Source organism: Shewanella seohaensis (genome assembly GCF_023283775.1).
GTDB lineage: Bacteria > Pseudomonadota > Gammaproteobacteria > Enterobacterales > Shewanellaceae > Shewanella > Shewanella seohaensis.
Genome location: NZ_JAKILE010000012.1, coordinates 64980 through 84764 on the forward strand (window position 1 = coordinate 64980; position 19785 = coordinate 84764).

Sequence of the window (19785 nt, forward strand, 5' to 3'; positions counted from 1 at the left end):
GCTAATCATATCGATAAGGATGCTCAGACTATGATGAGGACAGGATGAAACGAGTATTAACGGCTTTCTGGCAACGCTGGTTGGCAAGGCGCATGCCGCCCAGTTCTGAGTTTGTCCTCAGCCATCGCAGCATCTTTATTCTGCCCAGTGGCTTTGGTTTAGTCTGGCTTGGGCTGGTACTGCTGTTGTATCTGTTTGGCACTAACTATCAAAACAATCTAGTTATTGGGCTGAGCATTTTGTTACTCAGCCTATTTAATACCTGCATCCTTTACAGTTATAAAAATCTCGCGGGTTTACGCCTTCGCGCGCTCACGGCGCCCGAGGTGTATGCGGGCGAAACCATCACCTTTCCGGTCCTGCTCACCTCAAATCACAGCAGCCACAATATCAGCTTAAATTACCCCAATAATTTAGCGTACTTACTCAAACAGGTTGGCGCCGATGAAGTGCAAGCTCTGGTCTCGTTTGCCCATGACAGCCGTGGTCTGGTATCGCCTGGCCGACTTAAGATTGAATCCTTTTATCCCTTAGGGCTTTGCCGCGCTTGGTCCCATATTGATCTCGATAATGCGCACATCGTCTACGCCCATCCGATTGAAAGCCCTTTGCAGCTAAAAGCGGCCACCGAATCCGGTGAAGACGAACGGTTAGAACGAGCCGGAAAATACATCGCCGGCATCGATGAATACAAAGGGCTTAAGCCCCATGTGCTCGGTGAATCCCTTAAACAAGTGGCATGGAAACAATGGGCTCAAGGGCGTGGCATGCTAACCAAGGAGTTCGAGCAGCCTCAAGGCGATCCCGTATGGTTAACCTTAGTCCCCGATCCCGCGCAGCTTGAACAGCAATTAGGTCAGCTCAGCTGGCAAGTCAACCATTTGAGTCAGCAGGAGCAATATTTTGGTCTGTGGCTGCAACGTGTTGGGGCGGAAGATCTGATCCTTACACCCGATACGGGCAATGCCCATCGTATCGCCTGCCAAAGGGCGCTCGCACTCTACGGACAAGATATCAGCACGCTGGATAAAACCGATAAATTGACGAATAACCAAGGTGTTAAGCATCAACATCCGCTTCCTCCCCATGGACAAGGCGTGCGTTCTGCAACAATGGAGCCGCGGCGATGACGACTCAAGCCTCGACACATCACAGGGCTAATCCTCCCAAGCTGACGAGCTATCATGCCAATGGGCCGCAGACGGGTGACAATATCAGTCGCCAAACGCTGTTTTGGTTGCTGCTCACCAATATTGCGGTACTCAGCCCCTTATTTGATAAAACGACGCCTTGGACCCTTGGAATTTGCGCCATTTGTCTCGTGTGGCGAGTCGGCATCTATGTCGGCAAAGTGGCAAAGCCACCGCGCTACTTGGTCACTAGCCTTGCCATTGGCGCCGCAATTACCCTTGCGTTGGTATCGGGTGAGATTGGGCTATTAAACGCCTTAGTCAACCTGCTGATTTTAGGTTATGCCTTAAAATACATTGAGATGCGCAGTGTCAGAGATGTGCGGGCCGTGGTGATTGTGGGCTACTTTTTAATTGCGCTGACCTTTATCGATCACCAATCCATACTCAATACCGTGCATTTAATTGGGGTCACTATCATCAATACCTGCGTGCTGGTTACTCTCTATCAAAGCAAACACAACTGGCAGCATACTGCTTGGATTGGCGCTAAATTATTGCTGCAGAGTGTGCCACTAGCGTTACTGCTGTTTTTAGTCTTGCCGCGCTTTGCCCCGCTTTGGCTGGTCCCGAACATGAAGGAAGCCCAAACTGGACTCTCGGATACCCTTTCCGTCAGCGACATTAGTAAACTCACCCGCTCCTCCGCTCTGGCCTTTAGGGTAAGCTTTACCGAGGCAAGACCCATCCAAGCCGAACTCTATTGGCGCGCGCTGGTGCTGGAAGATTACGACGGCCAAACCTGGCGCCAAGATGTCGGCATCAAACAAATTCAAAAGGATGCGCTGTTTTTTCCGCCCTCAAGACCCGATCCCGCGCGGCAGCTCTCCGCAGCGATGACAGATGATACAAGCAGTCATGCGCCGCAGCGATACGACTATCAAGTGATTGTGGAACCTAGCCACCAGCCTTGGTTATTTGGGCTCGATGTGGCCTATAGCCAAGATGAAAAGGTCATCAACCTACCCGATTATCGACTCTATTCCCTACGTAATGTCGATCAGCGCTTGGGCTACAGTGCCCGTTCTTGGCCTAAGGCCCAAATGGATCTCAAGTTAACTACCAAACAGCGGCAAATAAATCTGAAACTGCCCGAGGGCACTAACCCAAAAACTCTGGCACTCGCCGCCGAGTTTAAGGCCAACTATCCCGAGCCAAAGCAGCGTTTGCTCGCCATGATGGGTTATTTTAATCGCGAACCGTTTTTTTACACCCTCACCCCGCCGCCCATTGGCCCGCAGCAAGTCGATGATTTTCTGTTTGAAAATAAAGCCGGATTTTGCGCCCATTACGCCTCCGCCTTTATCTTTATGGCGCGCGCCACTGGCTTACCCGCGCGTATGGTCACCGGCTATCAAGGGGGCGAATACAACCCGCAGGCCGATTACCTGAGCGTGTATCAATACATGGCCCACGCTTGGGCCGAAGTCTGGCTTGAAAATGCAGGTTGGGTACGATTCGATCCAACGGCCATGGTCGCCCCCAACCGAATCGAACAAGGCTTCGATGCCGAGTTCTCCCCCGAGCAAAGCTACCTACAAGAAAGCCCTTTTAGCAGTTTGCGGTTTAAATCTATGCCTTGGCTCAACGAGTTAAGACAGCGCTTTGCCAGCCTCGATTATTACTGGAGTCTCTGGGTGCTCGGTTTTAATCAGGAGCGGCAAAACAAAGTGTTAAGCGGCATTTTAGGGGATGTCACAAAAACCAAGGTGGCGGTGTTTATGAGTGTCTGTATCAGCCTTATCGGCCTCTATATCGCCTATAGCGTGGGGCTGTTTCGCTTTAAACGGAAGCAGGATCCCATCAGCGCCAAGTACCAACGCATTTGCCAGCGCCTCAGTAAATTTGGCATCGTCCGCCCCGCTCACTTAGGCCCGAATGCCTTTGCCGAGCAGCTTATTGACATTCATCAGCAGCAATCCCCAGAGTTTTGCCGTGAGTTTGACACCCTGACCCAAAGCTATGTCGCGCTGAAATACCAACAGCTTGCGGACAATGACTATCAAGCGGCGTTAAAGCGCTTTAATAACGCCGCTAAATCCCTTAACTGGCGACTATTTGGCCCGAGTAAACAGTTAAAATAGCCGGGATAATCCTCGGGCGGACAAGATTGTTGAATCTTATAAATCAGTCACATAGAATTGCCAAGCCACTTTGCTATGCATAACAGCAATCCCAAATCGTGAGTCGAATATGCTGAAGTTAATCCAATCCAATCAAATGGAAGTGCTCTGTGCCCATCTTGCCGCGTATTTGCGCCAGCCGCTACCCGGCGCGGGGTTATTGCAAAGTGAGCATATTTTGGTACAAAGCCCTGGGATGTCGACTTGGTTACGCCTTGAAATTGCAAAACAAAATGGTATTGCCGCCGCGCTGGAGTTCCCACTACCTTCCAGCTTTATTTGGCAACTGTGCCACGATTTACTCCCCAATGTCCCCAAGGAAAACGCCTTCACTAAGGCGGCAATGACCTGGAAGCTGATGCAACTACTGCCACGGCTACTGGATGAACCTTCCTTTGGGCCACTGCGCCATTATTTGGGCCATTCCCTAGACAAGGTGGAATCCAGCGCGGCTGACACCCATAGCAACCATCAGCTTAGCGCCGTAAACGCCGATGATATTAAGCTTTACCAACTTTGCGGCCGCATCGCCGATATCTTCGACCAGTATTTGGTTTACCGCCCCGACTGGATTGCCGCGTGGGAAGCCAATGAACCGCTCGAATCGCTCAAATTGAATGAGGAGCAAAGCTGGCAACCCATCCTCTGGCGCGCGCTGATTGCCTACAACCGCGATGAGCTGCGTCAAAGCCACTACCACAGGGCCAATCTGCATCAGGATTTGATTGCTGCATTGGGGGATAGCGCCAATTCCCTCGCAAAATTGCCGCAGCGTTTATTTGTGTTTGGGATCTCCTCTATGGCGCCCCAAACCATCGATGTGCTCCACCAGCTCGCGAGCCGCATCGATGTGATTATCTTAAGCCTTAGCCCCTGTCAGCATTACTGGGGCGACATTATCGACCCACGCCATCGGGCGCGTATGGCATTGCAATATGCCGGAAAACGCCAATTAGCCGAGCAATGGGAAGATAAACTCGAAGTCGGTAATCCCCTGCTCGCCAACAATGGCAAGATGGGCCGCGAATTACTCGATATGCTGCTCGAGCTGCCCCCAGAACACTGTGACTTTGGCGACGATGTGTACTGCGAGCCCTGCGGCGATCCTAACGATCCCCACGCTCGCGCCAGTATGCTGGCTGGTGTGCAATACGATATCTTAGAAATGCAGACACTCGACCGCGTACTCGGGCCAGATGCTGAGCTATATCAAGAAGTCGCGAATCGCCGGGTATTAACTGCCGACGATGATTCGATTCTAATCAAGAGTTGCCACAGCCCGCTTAGGGAAGTCGAAACCCTGCACGATCATTTACTCGACCTGCTGGATAGCGACAACCAACTCACGCCCAAAGACATAGTGGTAATGATGCCTGATGTCGCCGCTTATGCCCCCTATATCGATGCAGTGTTTGCGGCCAAACAGGGACTGGAATATATCCCCTACGCCATTGCCGACCGCGGCGCGGCGCAGGAATCACCACTCATAAATAGCTTTTTGAATTTACTCAATATTAATCAGAGCCGCTTCGGACTGACCGATATTTTAAGCATTCTCGAAGTCCCAGCCATTTTGCGACGTTTTCAGCTCGAAGAAGACGAGCTGCCACTCATTCGCCGCTGGTTAGATGAAGCAGGGGTGCGTTGGGGCCGCGATGAACAGAGCCGCCTTAAACAGGGTGTGCCCGCCTTCGAGCAAAACTCCTGGGCCTTTGGCATAAAACGCTTAATCTTAGGTTACGCCTTAAGGGACGATGCGCCGCTCTATCAATCATCTCCGCAGGGAATGCACTATTTAACGGTGGCTGGGGTGGAGGGCCAATCGGCACAGGCCCTTGGCAAACTGTTGAATTTTATTGAAGTCCTCGATGAGACCACCCAAGTATTAGCCAAGGCGCAAGCGCCCTCACTGCGGTTACTCGAACTCACCGAGCTGTTAAATGCCTTTTACGCCCCCGATGAGGACGAGCGAGAGCAGCTGCAAGAAATTCGCGATGCGATTGCCGCCTTAGAGCAAGAGCTGCTTGCCGCCAGCCCTGCCGATATGGGTGCACAAGCCAACGACTTAGATTTAAGCATCGAAGTGCTGGCGCTTTGGTTTAATCAGCGCTTAACCGAGTCACGCGTCGGCCAGCGATACCTCGCGGGCAGCGTAAATTTTTGTACCTTAATGCCGATGCGCTCGATTCCTTTCAAGGTGGTTTGTCTGCTGGGGATGAATGATGGTGTCTATCCTAGAGTGCAACATCCTGTGGGCTTCGATCTGATGGCCCATTTTGGTGCGCGCAAAGGCGATCGTTCCCGTAGATTAGATGATAGATACCTGTTTTTAGAGGCGTTACTCTCGGCGCGGGAGCAGCTTTACATCAGTTATATTGGCCGTAGCGAACGGGATAACTCTGAGCGTATTCCATCTATGCTGGTCTCCGAGCTAATAGAATATTGCCAGTTATGTTATCTGCCTGAATCCCTTGCGGCGCAAGCTTCTACTGTCAGTAACGAAGATGCCCAACAGGCATTGCTTGAGGCTATTGTCAGCCATCAGCCGCTGCAACCTTTTGATCCTAAACTGTATCAAGCAGCACTGGCGCAAGCCCCCACCTTCCACGGGATAAAGCAGAGCTATAGCCAGCAGTGGTGTCCGCCCGATAGCAATAGCCAGTTGCAGCATGGCCGATTTATTGAAGCCCATACCCAGATAGTGCTCGAAGATGACGCAATTGGTGATAGTGTTCAGGATATTGAGCCCCTTGGCGAAGCAGAGCATGTCGATATCTCGGCCTTTATTCGCTTCTTTCGCAATCCCGCGCAGTATTTCTTTAATCGTACCCTGAAAGTCGATTTAAACCTGAATATTCAAGCAGATGATAACGATGAGCCCTTTAGTCTTAATGCGTTAGAGCGTTATTTATTACAGGCTCAGCTCCTTGGCGATGCGCTTGAGCAAGGACAAAACGAGCCCAGCACTGAACTGTTACAACGCCTTAAAGCCAGCGGTAATTTGCCTATGCAGCCCTTTGATGATCTGCTACTGCGCCAATACAGCCATGATATCGCGCCGCTGATTGGCAGAACCCTGTTTATGCGCGGCGATGTCGCTCCCCGGCATGCCGATATTCGGCTCAGCTTTGAGTTACCCCATCAGAACTCTGGAACTCAGTTAAAAGCCAAGCGGGTGATCCTCGAAGGTCGAATCGATGATATCAGCCCTAAAGGATTGGTCACTTGTCGACCCGGCAGTGCCCATGGGCGGGACATTTTAGCCTTGTATTTACGTCATTTATGTTTGATGGCCGCAGGAGTGGCTCAACCTAGCTACCTGCAACCTAGCTATCTGCTGGATATGGGGCATTTTCATGCCCTCGCGCCCATTACGCCAGCGCTTGCCCATGCGCAGCTCGCCAACTTATTACAGCTTTTTTATCAGGGACAAATTCATCCCCTGTGTTTTATGCCAAGAACCTCCCTCGCCTATGCCAGCGCTGAGGTGGATGAAGAAGACCCACAGACAAGCAAAGACCCGCACAAGGCCCGGCTCGAAGCGGCGCAAAGCGAATGGCTGGACGAGCAAGGTGAACTTGGTGAAGGCACAGATCCCCATTATCAGCGGCTGTTTCATTTTCCCGACGACTTTACCGAGGCACATTTTGGCAAGCTCGCCGATGACATCTATCGGCCAATGCTTAGCCTGTACCACAAGGATACCCTCGCCCAACTCGAGGAATTTGCCCTGAATGAAGCCCCAACCGCCACGACAGAGGGAGCAGACTGATGACTAAGGTATCACCCGCTTTACCGTTAGATCCGCTCACCCTGCCATTTGGCGGCAGTCGCTTAATCGAGGCCAGTGCGGGCACGGGTAAAACCTATACCATTTCAGGCCTGTATCTCAGATTACTGCTTGGGGATGGCTTAGGCGAACCGCTCAATTGTGAACAAATTCTGGTCGTGACCTTTACCAATGCCGCCACCGAGGAGCTACGGGACAGGATTCGCCGCCGCATTCAGGTGGCCTTTAAGTGTTTCTTAGGGCTTGAGATTAACGATCCTTTTGTTCAGGCGCTGTACGATAAGACCCCTGAAGCCGAGCGCGCTATCGCCCTAAGACGCTTCGATTTAGCGCTCAAATCCCTCGACGAAGCGGCGATTTTTACCATTCACGGATTTTGCCAACGGATCTTGGCCGATCTCGCCTTCGAATCATCATTGTTGTTCGAGTCGGATTTCACCTTGGACGACAGTGAGTTTTTGCACCATGCGGTACGGGATTTTTGGCGTGAGGCCTGCTATCCGTTGCCGGAGTATTTAGCCCAAATTATTGCCAGCGAATTTGGCGACCCCGACGGATTAGTCAAACAGCTGAGAGCCTTGCTCGGTGCCAGTGAGGCCAAACCGCTTCAACCCGTGCAGCCCTTTGCTCGTTTGGCTGAGTCCTTAAGCCAGAGTGTGCAGCGCTTTAAACTCGCTTGGCCGCGTGGCCGCGACGCACTGTTAGAGTTACTTCATAGCCTGCCGCTTAACGGTCAACGTTTTGGTAAGGCGAGCGACAATTACCCCAAATTGGCGGAAATGTTCGACCAACTGGACAACTTCTTAGCCTTTGGCCACGGCTTGCCGCCGCTTAAAGTGCTCGAAGCGCTGTCGTTATCCGAGCTTAAGCTGAATAAAGGCGGCGTGCACCCAAGCGCGAGCGAGGCGCCGCTGCTTGATCATATGGAGCAGTTAGCCGCGCTGATTAACGCGATAAAACCCGCATTTCTCTATAGCGCCAAACAAGGGATCAGCGAGCGTTTTGCCAAGCAAAAACAGCAAAAAAATGTACTGACACCCGATGATCTGCTCACCACTTTGGCAGCAGCAATGCAGGCCAATCCCGACACTTTGCCTAAGGCTGTGGCGAATCGCTTCCCCGTGGCGCTTATCGATGAGTTCCAAGATACGGATCCACTGCAATTTGCTATTTTCTCAGGGATTTATCAAACCCGTTTGGGGATTGATACTCTAGATCCGGCGGCTGCTGAACCTAAGCCTCGCACGGATAGCAAATTAAGCCTGCTGATGATTGGCGACCCTAAACAGGCGATTTATGCTTTCCGCGGCGCCGATATTTACACCTATATCGAGGCGCGCAGACAAACCGAGGCGCACTATTTCCTCGACACTAACTATCGCTCGAGTCGCAATCTGGTGGTCGGCGTGAATCATTTATTTGCCCAGCATTCGGATCCTTTTATCAGCCAATCGATTCCCTTCGATCCTGTTAAAACGCCTGCCAGTGCGGCAGCCAAACAACTCGTTGAGCATGCGCCCAATAGCGCCGCGCTGCGGTTAAAACTCTTGAGTGAAGGCGAAGCTGGGCTCAATAAGGCCAGTGCGCGGCAAACCTTGGCCGAAGACACCGCCGCCGAAATCACCCGTTTACTGACGCAGGCCGCCAATGGCCAATGCAGCACGCCCAAAGGGCCATTAATTGCCAAAGATATCGCCATCTTAGTGCGCGATAGAAACGAAGCGGTCGTGATGAAAACCGCGCTGAGCAAGCGCCAGATTGGCGCCGTCTTTTTAAGCCGCGACAGCGTATTTGAAACCGTCGAAGCGCGGGAAATGGCGCTCATTCTGCGTGCCTTGGCCAGCCCCAAGGACGAGCGCGCTCTGCGTAGCGCCCTTGCGACCGCCCTGCTTGGTTATCGCGCCGAGCAAATTCATGCCTTTAACCAAGATGAAGAGCAGCGCCAAAGACTGCTAGAGCAGTTTTTTGAGCTGCACCAGATTTGGCAAAAACGTGGCATTATGCCGGCGCTGCTCAGCCTAGCCAATGCCACCCAGATGGTTGCGCGGCTGCTATATTCCCCCGCTTCGACAAGCACTGACCAAGCGGACCAAGATGCAGCCGCTCATCTTGAATCGAACAATGGCGAACGTCGACTCACGGATTTTCGCCACTTAGCCGAGCTGTTGCAGCAAAAGGCGACCGAAATTGATGGGATCAGTGCCCTGCTCAACTGGTATGAGCAACAACTGATTGATAACACAGGAACTGATGAGCAGCAGCTACGCCTTGAAAGCGAGCAAAACTTAGTGCAAATCGTCACTATCCATAAGAGTAAGGGGCTGGAATACCCAGTGTGCTTCGTGCCCTTTGTCAGCCTCGCGCGGGATAATCGCCGCCGCCCGACGCCTATGCTCTACCACAGAACCAATGCCGATGGCGCGCAGGAACTGGTGTGGGATTTAGAAGGCACAGATGAGGGTTGGGAACAGGCAAAGCAGGAAACCTTAGCCGAAGATCTGCGTCTGCTCTATGTGGCGCTCACCCGCCCCGTGTACCTGTGTTATTTGTACATCGCCAACCATAGCCGCATGTTAAAGGCGGGGCTTAAAAGCCAGCTGCATGAAACCGCCATCGGTTATCTGCTTGGGATCACTGACACTGATTGTGATTTTTCGCGTTTGCAAAATGCCGCCAACGCGCTGGTCGCGGGTCTCGAGTCGAGTCAGCCTGCGATCAGCATAGAAGTCGTGGCCGATGACATTGAGGCTAACAAGCTGCATACGGGGGGAAGTGATTCTCACACCTTGAGTACCCGTAAGGTCAGCCGTCAGTATCGCACTCCATGGCGCGTCGGCAGTTATTCCGGCTTAGTTAAAAATGCGCCCCACGCTAAAGCCACACCCGGCGCCGATGATGAAGTCAACGCCGTATTGGGTACAGATACCGCAAACAGCGCAACTGATCCCTTATGGGCAGATCCCTTGTGGCAAGAGGCTTTGTTGCAAGAGGCTGCCGATCCGCAAGCGCAACCTCTGCTCAATCGCTTTAGTTTTGAGCGCGGCGCCAACGCGGGTAGCTTTATGCACTTAGTGCTTGAGTTAATTGATTTTACCCAAGCTCCAATCGACCTCCCCCGAGAGCTACCTAAGGCCATGTTGCAATATGGCATTGCCCCCGAATGGCAACCCGTATTAGAAGATTGGTACCTTGAGGTATTGCAAGCTCCGCTGGCGTTAATGACGCAGGATAATCAGCTTATCAATCCCGAGCTGTGTTTAGCCGCACTCACGCCGCAGCACACCTTAGTCGAGATGGAGTTTTACCTACCTCTGAATCGCTTAAAGGATACAGAGCTTAACCAACTCCTTGGGCAATTTGGCTACGACACCGAGCTGCAGTTTGACGAGTTACAGGGCATGCTTAAGGGCTTTATCGACTTAACCTTTGAATATCAAGGAAAGTTTTATATAGCCGACTATAAGTCGAACCATCTGGGGGATAATATTCAGGCCTATCATCATAGTGCGCTAAAACAGGCAATTAGCGACCATAGGTATGATTTGCAATATATTCTCTACTCCCTCGCCCTGCACCGCTATTTAGCGATGCGCTTGCCCAATTATGATTACGATACCCATATTGGCGGCTGTTATTATTTGTTTTTACGGGGAATGTCGGTGCAATATCCAGGCTTTGGTATTTATTACGATAAACCGCCCAAGGCGCTGATTTTGGCCTTAGATGCGCTGTTTCAGCGCAGCCTAGAGACAACAACTGACTCCAATAAAAAGTTCGATGCTCAACTGGATACGGGAGCAATGGCATGATCAGCAGCGAACTCAATCACCCTAAAGCCCCATCAACCCCATGGGTCGAAGTTGGCGCACTCAGACTCAAGGCGCCGCTCACAGAGCTACTCAAATACTGGGAAAAGGAGCGGCTGATCACCCCGCTGGATCGCCATTTTGCCCTCGAGATGGCAAGGCTTCACCCTAATGACGCCCAAGAGCCGCTGTTTATGCTTCTTTGCGCCCTGTTAAGTCAACAGCTCTCGGCCCAACATACTTGCCTAGTGCTCGAACATATAGTGCCAGCCAATCCGCTGGCAGAGCCGGTTAATCACTGCCAGATCCGTTTGAGTCTGCCAGAGCTGATTGCAAGGCTAGAAAATTTTGAGGCGGTTGGTGAACCTCACAGCAATAAGCCACTGATTTTTGATGGCGGCCGACTCTATCTTGAGCGTTATCATCATTTCGAAACCGAGGTGGCCAGCGCTCTGACGAGGCTCTCTTCGAGTCAACCCGTCAACAACACCGATAAAGATTCAGATGCGCCGCTACGTAGGCAGCTCGATTACTTATTTCCAAGCGCTGCATCTTCCCATGCAACATCAGCCCTTGAGCCTCATATCGACTGGCAAAAGGTCGCGACGGCAACGGCGCTCGGCAAAAAGCTGGCGGTGATCACCGGCGGCCCGGGTACGGGCAAAACCACCACAGTAACTAAATTACTGTTGTTACAGCAATTAGACTCACCAAAACAGATAAGACTCGTCGCCCCGACAGGCAAGGCCGCCGCCCGATTAAGTGAATCGATAAAGGCCTCGAAAGCAAGACTCGAGCAGGAGCTCAAACAGGCTCAAGCGACAAACGAGCAAGTACACAGTCACGAAACCCAAGCACTGTTAGCCGCGCTCAAGCAAGTGCCGGAAGAAGCATCAACCTTACATCGTCTGCTGGGGGTTATCCCCAATTCGGCGCAGTTTCGTCACCATCAGGGCAATCCCCTGCGGCTAGATCTCTTGATTGTCGATGAAGCCTCAATGGTCGATTTGCCTATGATGTATAAGCTGCTCACGGCCCTTCCCGAACAGGCGGGTTTGATAATGCTTGGGGATCAGGACCAACTCGCTTCGGTTGAAGCAGGCGCCGTGCTCGCCGATATTTGCGCAGGGCTAAAATACGAGTCGGAACACGAGTCGGAACAATACTCTGAATGGAGAATGCGTTATAGCCAAGCCCAGGCCGAGCAATTGAGCAAGCTCACAGGTTTTGATCTGCGTGCCTATATTCATCGCGAGCCAAAGATTGGTGACAGTTTGTGTATGTTGACCCACAGCCACAGATTTAAAGGCGATGCGGGCATTGGCCTATTAGCCAGTGCGGTGAATCGCTCCGATCTCGCCGGGATTTTGGCCGTATGGCAACGGGGACTAGCCGAGCTTAGTTGGCTAGAACACGGTATGGATCTGAGCCAGACCCAAGCCAAAATCAGCGAGCCTGCAAACAACACTGGCCTGCACGCTCTGCTAACACAAGCCTGTGAGCAATACGCCGAGTATTTACGTCCGCTGCAAGTTTCAGATCCAAGCAGTGTGCCAAGCGCCATCGAAGCCATTGCCCGCTTTAACCAATATCGCATCCTATGCGCCATGCGCAGTGGCGATTATGGTGTCGAAGGTATCAATCAAGCCGTGACTAAAGCGCTGTCTCAGGCCAAGTTTATCCATCCTCAGCAAGAGTTTTACCTTGGCCGGCCAATTATTATCCAAAGCAACGACTATAACTTAGGCCTGTTTAACGGTGATATTGGTTTGATTTTACAGGATGAAGACAGGCCAGAGCGCCTGATGGCCCACTTTATCAAAGCCGATGGCAAACTGCTTAAAGTGCTCCCCGCAAGGCTGCCTAGCCATGAAACCTGCTACGCCATGACGGTACATAAAAGTCAGGGCAGTGAATTTAATCGAGTCTCTCTCGTACTTCCGCCCAATCCGAGCCTAGTACAGTGGCAATTGCTCACCAAGGAGCTGGTCTACACCGCTATTACCCGTGCAAAACAACACTTTAGCTGTTTAGGCACACAACAAGTCTTTGAGCGCGCAAGCCTGCAAGCTACCCAGCGAGCCTCAGGTTTAGCCGATAGACTCTGGCGCGATAAATCCATAACCAATAAATAGTTAACTCATTGACTAACAGTAATAAAATTAAAGATAAAGGAGATTTAGATTGACGGAACAAGCCATGATTAAGCTGCACCAGATGCAAGATGTCATCAATTTATTTGATAGCATTAAAGCTGAGGCACAATTACCCGCACAATACTACGAATGCTCACGTTATATTCGTTGGTCTGAATTTGATGCAATGCAAGTATATGAGCTTGATTTTGAACCGTATTTAACTATTGCCGCCACCTGTGATATGCGTTTTTTTACCCTGCATCAGAGTCAGCACCGCTTATACCTTGCCCATTGTAATTATGCTGGTCACGCACCGCGATGGGAGGCTCGCCCCATCACCTTGTCGCAACTGACGGATACCGCGTTAATGACCAAGCTGATGCAAGACCACGCCTATCAATTAGGACTCAATATCAACCTCGATTTGGATTACCCAGTCTAGTTTGCTTAATACAACAGACCAAATGTATGCAGGTAAGCTAGTCGTCAAGTAGACTGTGGAATAGATACTCTCTACTTAATCAATTAATCATTGGATAGAGCTCCATTAAGACAATATCCGTCATATTATTTATGTAGGTAAAAATGAAATATATTCTATTGGTTATATTATTGGCATTGTTGGCTTATTCATTTATTGACAACAGAAGTGATGAAGAAAAGTTCACTGAAGAATTTAATAGAAATACACTGATTTTTGAGAAAATTAAAGTATTAGCTTGTGTCATCAACTCAAAGAATGGACCTATAAGAACCAATAACTTAGATAATTTAAACAATCAAGCATTATCCGACTACTTAGATGAATTGAATATTTCCGGAATAGATGTAACAGAGAAAAATGGTAAATGTTTGATTTCCCTCTATCGCGCCGGATTTGGTTTTGGATTTAGCGGTTACAGCTATCATTACAGACTGAATGTAGAAAATCCTAATTTTGAACATTCCAGCGAAAAAACTAAGGCTCACAAAGGTGCATATTCATATGATATAAAATTATCAGATGAATGGGTTTTAACTTTCAAGCAAACCTGAAAAAGATAACTTTTCAATAAAACACTCTTATAATACGACAAACTCAATACTTAACAGTGCCATACCAATAAAGTTGATTTTATGACCCAAACGCCAACCTATTCGCCCGCGAATACCCTTGTGGTACTCGATTTTGAAACTTCGGGGCTCTCCCCCAATCAAGGGGCGCGCGCCATTGAGATTGGTGCAGTGTTGATTGAACAAGGGCAAATTACTGCGCGCTTTTCAGAATTAATGAATCCAGGTTTTCGGATAAACAGTTTTATCGAAGATTACACCGGGATCAGCAATCAGATGCTCGCCCATGCGGCGCCCTGCGCCGAGGTGATGGCACGTTTTGCCGCGTTTATCGGTAAACATCATCTGGTGGCCCATAATGCGGCTTTCGATCAACGTTTTCTGGATGCCGAATTTGCCCAGATAGGCCACCACTACCCCGGTCAATTTGGCTGTTCACTCCTGCTGGCAAGACGGCTATACCCTGAGGCTATCAATCATCAGTTGGCAACCCTAGTGCGCCATAAGCAGCTACCAAGCGATGGCACCTTTCACCGCGCCTTGGCGGACGCGGAAATGACGGGGCATTTATGGCTGCGCATGTTGGCCGATCTTAAACAAGGGTATGCGATTACTGAGCCGCCCTTTAGCCTGATGCAGAAAATCATGACCAAGACTAAGGCCGAGGTGCCTAAGTTTTTGCGCCAGTACGCCAGAGGTTAAACCCCCTGAGATTCAGGTTTACGCTCCTATCTAACACGCTTAGCAAAAGTCCAATAAAAAGCCGAGTGTTTGTTAACACTCGGCTTAGTGATTAAATCAAACTGGATGCGACTCAAGCGAGCGGCGTATGATCAATCCCGCAGGAGCTGCGTACCACTAAGGTCGTTGGGATTAATTGCGGGGTCACAGCTTGACCACGAATAAGCTTGAGTAAGCTTTCCACTAAAATCTCACCCGCTAACTGGGTATTTTGCTTAATGGTTGTTAGCGGCGGATTGGCAAAGCTTGCCACGGGAATATCATCGTATCCCACCACGGCGACTTGCTCGGGTACCAAGATCCCCTTCTCTTTTAAGGCGCGAATCGCACCGATGGCGATTAAATCACTGGCGGCAAAAATCGCATCGAAATTCAATCCTTTATCAAGCAACTCCAGGGCAGCATCGTAACCAGCACCCTCGGTGCTGATAGCCGAAATCTGTCGGCGAGGGTCCACAGTCAGTCCAGCGCACTGCAGTGCTTTGACATGACCTAAATATCTGTCCCTAAACTCAGGGCAATGACTCGATGCGCCACCGAGGAACGCAAAATCCTTACGCCCGAGGGAAATTAAATGTTCAGTGGCGATCAAACCGCCCTGATGGTTATCGCAGCCGATGGATAATACGGATTTATTGTTATGCTCCGCGCCCCAAATCACAAAGTGGGTGTTCTGTGCCAGCAATTTTTCGAGCTTTTGCTCGTAATCCATATAGTCGCCGTAACCCAGTAAGATAATGCCATCGGCTTTATTGCTATCTTCGTAATCGGCATGCCAATCGCTGGAAAGCTGCTGAAATGACACCAGTAAATCATAACCTTGTTGCGCTGTCGCCCGCGTGATTGAGCCTAACATCGACAGAAAGAATGGGTTGATGAGTGAATCATCATTGGTGGGGTCTTCACACAATAACAGGGCTAAGGTATGGCTGTTTTGAGTGCGCAGGTTACTGGCGTTTTTATCGACTTTGTAATTGAGTTCCTTGGCAATCGCTTGGATCCGCTGACGGGTTTCTAAATTGACTAACGGACTATTTCTCAAGGCTCGGGAAACCGTAGACTGGGATACACCAGCACGATAAGCAATATCGATTGAGGTCGCTTTCGATGCCATAGCAAGGTCACCATAATTATTATTTTGTGGCGATACTAAAACAGTTCGAATGACTTGTATAGCCGAAGGGTTTACAACTGACTAACAAGTTAGCAGAGATCAATATCTTAGTGGGAATACTAAGGTTTTGTGATGTCGATACAAGCATACTTGTATCGACATTCTGCAAATACTTAACCTTTACATACCTAAGAAAATGCGATGCCGAGCTTATGAGCCAGCCAGTATTAAATCTAGAGCTAAATCCCGAACTAAATGCCTAGCTCATCGAGCAAGTCATCGGCATCCATGCCTGCGTGCTGCTGACTGATCGCAGGTTTGTCCGCCATACGACTCCAAGGCGATGGTGTATCCGCGCCTTGAGCGCCGTTTGTGCCTAAACCGTGCTGTTCGAGCAAGCTGTCAGGATCGAACTCTTCGTCGAATTCAAACTCATCCAGCTTGATAAACTCGGTCTTATCCATGGCAAATTCGAGGTAGAAAATATGATTATTTTCAGTTTTAAACGACACGCGTCTGGCGACAGCATCGTCTAAGTTTGCATCGATGGAAATGGTCAACTCTTTGTTTATCGTTAACATTTTTGGCTGACTTTGACTAATGGAGGTTTGCAGTTCCTTAGAAATCTTATTGATAAAGTCACCCAAGATTTGGTTCATCAACTCGCCCATCACGTTACCCACTTCATCGGAAGTGTGGGAGAAGGCAAGCTCTTCCTCCGGCATCCCCATATTGAGCATATAACGGCGGTAAATTTCGATGGCTGCAGGGGCAGAAAAGTTGATCACGACGAGGCCCGAAAAGCCACCATCAAAAATCGAAAAACAGCCTAAATCGGGCTTTAAGCGGGTACGGGCGATGCTCTGCACCATGCCGGCGTGGCTTACATGGCTGGCACTGGTGCTGGATAACACGTGGGCAACTGAGTGGCATAACTTCAACAGAATGTCATCAGAAGTCACAATAGTATTTGTCGTCATAATCGATTCTCAAACTTAACAGTTGATTAATCTTGCGCGTAAAAGAGTAAAAAATCAAAACTAAAACAACTAATTAGAAACACTGCGCATACAGCGGTGTTCGTTAAGCACATAACCAATTGAATTTGTTCAATACTTAGTATGATTTTCGCCTTGCTGGCGCTTTAAAAATCACAGATTAGCGATAAAATCATCGATTGAACACGATGCACAACAATATTCTGCTCGAGATCAAAGAATCCTAATATTCTTAACGGCTTTACACGAAATAAACTCAAGTTTGATTCATTTGATACCGATTCGAAGGTATATTGGACACCATTCTTTTGCACCTTAAGGAACCTAAATGATCACATTCTTGCGCCGATTTACCATTTTGCAACGACTCATGATGATGCTAGTAATGGCGGCCATTGGTACTGTTTGTTTTGCGAGTTTTTCCATTAAAGAGCAATACAGCAATCTTATTGAGCAAAAATGGCTGCAAATCGATGGCCAGCTTGGCAGTATCCTGAGTGTGATTGACGTATACCGCCAAGATGCCGTCGGCGGAAAATTAACAGAGTCACAAGCACAACAAGCGGCGGCAAAACTTATTGACCAGACCCGCTATGCTGGTGTCGGCTACTTTATTGTGATCGACGATAACAACCAAATCTTGGCCCACGGCGAAAATCCAAGCCTCATTGGCACCTCGCGCAAAACTTTAAGCTGCCCAATGGCACCAATCCGCTGATCACTATGCTGTCTCAAGCACGGCAACAGGGTAAGGCCATGCTGGAATACCCGATTGCCAACCCTGCATCTAAAGTCATCGAAGACAAACTCGCCGAGGCACGCTATTACCCAGAATGGGGCTGGACAGTCATCACTGGAGCCTATCTGAGTGATGTGAAAGACAGCCTAGATAGCGTGATTATCGATTATTTGATTATCATGTTTTTAATTTCTGTGCCTATTTTCGCTTTCTTCCTGGTATTAAATCACTCCATTACCTCCCCTTTAAATGATGCTATTCACGCCCTTGAGGACATTGCCCAAGGTGAAGGTGATTTAAGCCAACGTTTGAGTACCCAGGGTCAAGATGAAGTGGCGCACCTTGCCCACGCCTTTAACCTGTTTGCCCAGAAGATTGGCGACATGGTGGGCCATCTGCAGCCATTGGGACAGTCACTCGACAATGATGCTAAGCAGTTAATGTTGGCCGTTGAAGAATCGAACCAAAGCGCCGAGCATATCCACCGTGAAACCGGTAGCGTGGCAACCGCAGTGAATCAGATGCTCTCGACCACCCATGAGATGGCAAGCAACACCCAGCAGGCCGCCGATGCCGCTAACAGCGTGAAAAATCAGGCCCAGCAAAGCCAAGCGGTGATCGATGATACGGTGCGTGATACCGAAAAACTGGTGCAAGAGTTAAGAGCATCAGAAGTCATCACCCAAAAACTTGGGCAATCTTCGGCGCAAATTGGCAGTATCCTCGATGTCATTCGCTCTATTGCCGAACAAACTAACCTGTTAGCCCTCAATGCCGCCATCGAAGCCGCCCGCGCGGGTAGCCATGGCCGCGGTTTTGCCGTGGTCGCCGATGAAGTGCGCGCACTGGCTAATCGCACCCAAGACTCCACTAATGAAATCCAAAAAATCATCTCGGATATTCAAATGGGCGTGAACTCTGTGATGAAGAGCAATAGCCAAACACAGACTCAATCCGATGAATTGCAAGCCAAAGCCCGTGAAGCGGGCAATGCCATGGCGGCAATTTTGCAACTTATCGCCCATATCAGCGACATGAATACTCAACTCGCCAGCGCGACCGAGGAGCAATCGCTGGTGACGGAGGAAATCAATCGTAATATCTGTAATATTTCAGAATTAACCGAAGTCTCAGTCAAGGCCAACGAAGGCAATAGCCGCGCGGCGCAGTCATTGCAGGATATCAGCCAAGATATGTCGCACACCTTAGGCCAATTCAAAATCTAACCCCATTGAGATAAAGCCACACTACACCAAAGAGGACGTATTAGAACGTCCTCTTTTAGTTTAAAATACGCCAATTCAAGGGGTGAATGCCTGCTATCTAACGGGATATTCATGCTATAACCTAGGATGTGACCTTACCCTAAACCTTTATTGCCGATTGAGGAACGCCCATGCGCATGACCTTAGCTGTTCACCCACGGCAGTATACGATTCATAGCTTTAGCCCTAATGCTCAATTACCTAGCGAAGTGTTTGCCGAAGAAGTCTACTTTATTGGCCGAACCGAGGAAGGGCTAACTGTGGTGGTGTCCAGCGAACTTGAGCTCGACAGTTTGGAGCAAGAAACCCATTGGTGCAGTCTTGAAGTCTTAGGCCCGCTGGGATTTTCGATGACAGGCATTTTATCGAAAATATCCGGCACCTTAGCCGATGTGCAGATCAGTATTTTTGCCCTTTCCACCTTCGATACCGACTATATTTTGGTAAAGAAAAATTGTCTCCAAAGCGCTGTTGCCGCCTTAAAAAAGGCGGGATACAAGATTATTGAGTCGAACGAAGCGCCATAATATTGATAAAGAGTTAACCCACTATGTACGAAAAATCTGTCACTATCACCGCAAAACATGGTATTCATACCCGCCCTGCCGCCCTGTTAGTGAAAGAAGCGAAAACCTTCAACTGTGATGTGTTAGTTGAATGCAATGGCAAGCAAGCCAGCGCCAAAAGCTTATTCAAATTGCAAACATTAGGCCTGTATCATGGGGTAACCGTGCGGGTGTTTGCCGAGGGTGAGCAGGCGCAGGAAGCGGTCGAGAAAGTCTCGGAACTGCTCATCACCTTAAGTTAAACGGCAACTTAGCCAGCTTG

12 protein-coding genes and 1 pseudogene are annotated in these 19785 nt (G+C 49.7%); 11 read left to right on the forward strand and 2 right to left on the reverse strand.

Going from position 1 to position 19785, the window contains the following annotated elements; all coding sequences use genetic code 11:
- Nucleotides 1-44 precede the first annotated feature (44 nt).
- The 8 genes from L2713_RS14430 to L2713_RS14465 all read left to right on the forward strand — a co-directional run bounded on the left by L2713_RS14430 (nt 45) and on the right by L2713_RS14465 (nt 14802).
- The gene (locus L2713_RS14430; RefSeq protein ID WP_248968355.1) at nt 45-1130 is read left to right on the forward strand and encodes a DUF58 domain-containing protein; all 1086 of its coding nucleotides are present in this window, start codon (nt 45-47) and stop codon (nt 1128-1130) included.
- Nucleotides 1127-3274, forward strand: coding sequence for a transglutaminase TgpA family protein (locus L2713_RS14435; RefSeq protein WP_248968356.1), 2148 nt, complete (start codon nt 1127-1129; stop codon nt 3272-3274). Before L2713_RS14430 ends, L2713_RS14435 begins: the two co-directional genes overlap by 4 nt.
- 109 nt (nt 3275-3383) lie before the next feature.
- Complete coding sequence (gene recC / locus L2713_RS14440; RefSeq protein WP_248968357.1) at nt 3384-7085, forward strand: exodeoxyribonuclease V subunit gamma; 3702 nt, start codon at nt 3384-3386, stop codon at nt 7083-7085.
- Nucleotides 7085-10912, forward strand: coding sequence for an exodeoxyribonuclease V subunit beta (gene recB, locus L2713_RS14445; protein ID WP_248968358.1), 3828 nt, complete (start codon nt 7085-7087; stop codon nt 10910-10912). The genes recC and recB overlap by 1 nt, the downstream gene beginning before the upstream one ends.
- Entirely contained in the window at nt 10909-13044 is a 2136-nt protein-coding gene (recD, locus tag L2713_RS14450; protein ID WP_248968359.1) for an exodeoxyribonuclease V subunit alpha, read from the forward strand. Before recB ends, recD begins: the two co-directional genes overlap by 4 nt.
- A gap of 64 nt (nt 13045-13108) precedes the next feature.
- Nucleotides 13109-13489, forward strand: a complete 381-nt coding sequence (locus tag L2713_RS14455) for a hypothetical protein (protein ID WP_315973164.1) — start codon at nt 13109-13111, stop codon at nt 13487-13489.
- A gap of 143 nt (nt 13490-13632) precedes the next feature.
- Nucleotides 13633-14082 carry a hypothetical protein gene (locus L2713_RS14460; protein WP_248968361.1) on the forward strand — a complete coding sequence of 150 codons (450 nt, stop codon included), beginning with the start codon at nt 13633-13635 and terminating at the stop codon, nt 14080-14082.
- Between the two features lie 81 nt (nt 14083-14163).
- Nucleotides 14164-14802 carry a 3'-5' exonuclease gene (locus tag L2713_RS14465; RefSeq protein WP_248968362.1) on the forward strand — a complete coding sequence of 213 codons (639 nt, stop codon included), beginning with the start codon at nt 14164-14166 and terminating at the stop codon, nt 14800-14802.
- Between the two features lie 112 nt (nt 14803-14914).
- Here L2713_RS14465 and L2713_RS14470 read toward each other — a convergent pair whose 3' ends face one another.
- Together L2713_RS14470 and L2713_RS14475 are read right to left on the reverse strand one after the other, a co-directional pair.
- Entirely contained in the window at nt 14915-15955 is a 1041-nt protein-coding gene (locus L2713_RS14470) for a LacI family DNA-binding transcriptional regulator (protein WP_086903285.1), read from the reverse strand.
- A gap of 251 nt (nt 15956-16206) precedes the next feature.
- Nucleotides 16207-16935: a DUF3334 family protein gene (locus L2713_RS14475; protein ID WP_086903284.1), complete on the reverse strand. Its 729-nt coding sequence runs from the start codon at nt 16933-16935 to the stop codon at nt 16207-16209.
- Nucleotides 16936-17281: 346 nt separating this feature from the next.
- Here L2713_RS14475 and L2713_RS14480 point away from each other — a divergent pair.
- The 3 genes and pseudogenes from L2713_RS14480 to L2713_RS14490 all read left to right on the forward strand — a co-directional run bounded on the left by L2713_RS14480 (nt 17282) and on the right by L2713_RS14490 (nt 19765).
- Nucleotides 17282-18918, forward strand: a pseudogene (locus L2713_RS14480) (methyl-accepting chemotaxis protein).
- A 170-nt stretch (nt 18919-19088) separates the two neighbouring features.
- Nucleotides 19089-19484, forward strand: a complete 396-nt coding sequence (locus tag L2713_RS14485) for an ACT domain-containing protein (protein ID WP_248968363.1) — start codon at nt 19089-19091, stop codon at nt 19482-19484.
- Between the two features lie 23 nt (nt 19485-19507).
- On the forward strand, nt 19508-19765 hold the full coding sequence (locus L2713_RS14490) for an HPr family phosphocarrier protein (RefSeq protein WP_011622536.1): 258 nt from the start codon (nt 19508-19510) through the stop codon (nt 19763-19765).
- Nucleotides 19766-19785: the final 20 nt, after the last annotated feature.

What these genes read in the sequence shown, in the direction of transcription:
- L2713_RS14465 (WP_248968362.1), top strand. Translation starts at nt 14,164, where the DNA reads ATGACCCAAACGCCAACCTATTCGCCCGCGAATACCCTTGTGGTACTC.
- L2713_RS14460 (WP_248968361.1), top strand. Translation starts at nt 13,633, where the DNA reads ATGAAATATATTCTATTGGTTATATTATTGGCATTGTTGGCTTATTCA.
- L2713_RS14475 (WP_086903284.1), bottom strand. Translation starts at nt 16,935, where the DNA reads ATGACGACAAATACTATTGTGACTTCTGATGACATTCTGTTGAAGTTA.
- L2713_RS14455 (WP_315973164.1), top strand. Translation starts at nt 13,109, where the DNA reads ATGATTAAGCTGCACCAGATGCAAGATGTCATCAATTTATTTGATAGC.
- L2713_RS14485 (WP_248968363.1), top strand. Translation starts at nt 19,089, where the DNA reads ATGCGCATGACCTTAGCTGTTCACCCACGGCAGTATACGATTCATAGC.
- recC (WP_248968357.1), top strand. Translation starts at nt 3,384, where the DNA reads ATGCTGAAGTTAATCCAATCCAATCAAATGGAAGTGCTCTGTGCCCAT.
- L2713_RS14470 (WP_086903285.1), bottom strand. Translation starts at nt 15,955, where the DNA reads ATGGCATCGAAAGCGACCTCAATCGATATTGCTTATCGTGCTGGTGTA.
- L2713_RS14435 (WP_248968356.1), top strand. Translation starts at nt 1,127, where the DNA reads ATGACGACTCAAGCCTCGACACATCACAGGGCTAATCCTCCCAAGCTG.
- recB (WP_248968358.1), top strand. Translation starts at nt 7,085, where the DNA reads ATGACTAAGGTATCACCCGCTTTACCGTTAGATCCGCTCACCCTGCCA.
- recD (WP_248968359.1), top strand. Translation starts at nt 10,909, where the DNA reads ATGATCAGCAGCGAACTCAATCACCCTAAAGCCCCATCAACCCCATGG.
- L2713_RS14490 (WP_011622536.1), top strand. Translation starts at nt 19,508, where the DNA reads ATGTACGAAAAATCTGTCACTATCACCGCAAAACATGGTATTCATACC.
- L2713_RS14430 (WP_248968355.1), top strand. Translation starts at nt 45, where the DNA reads ATGAAACGAGTATTAACGGCTTTCTGGCAACGCTGGTTGGCAAGGCGC.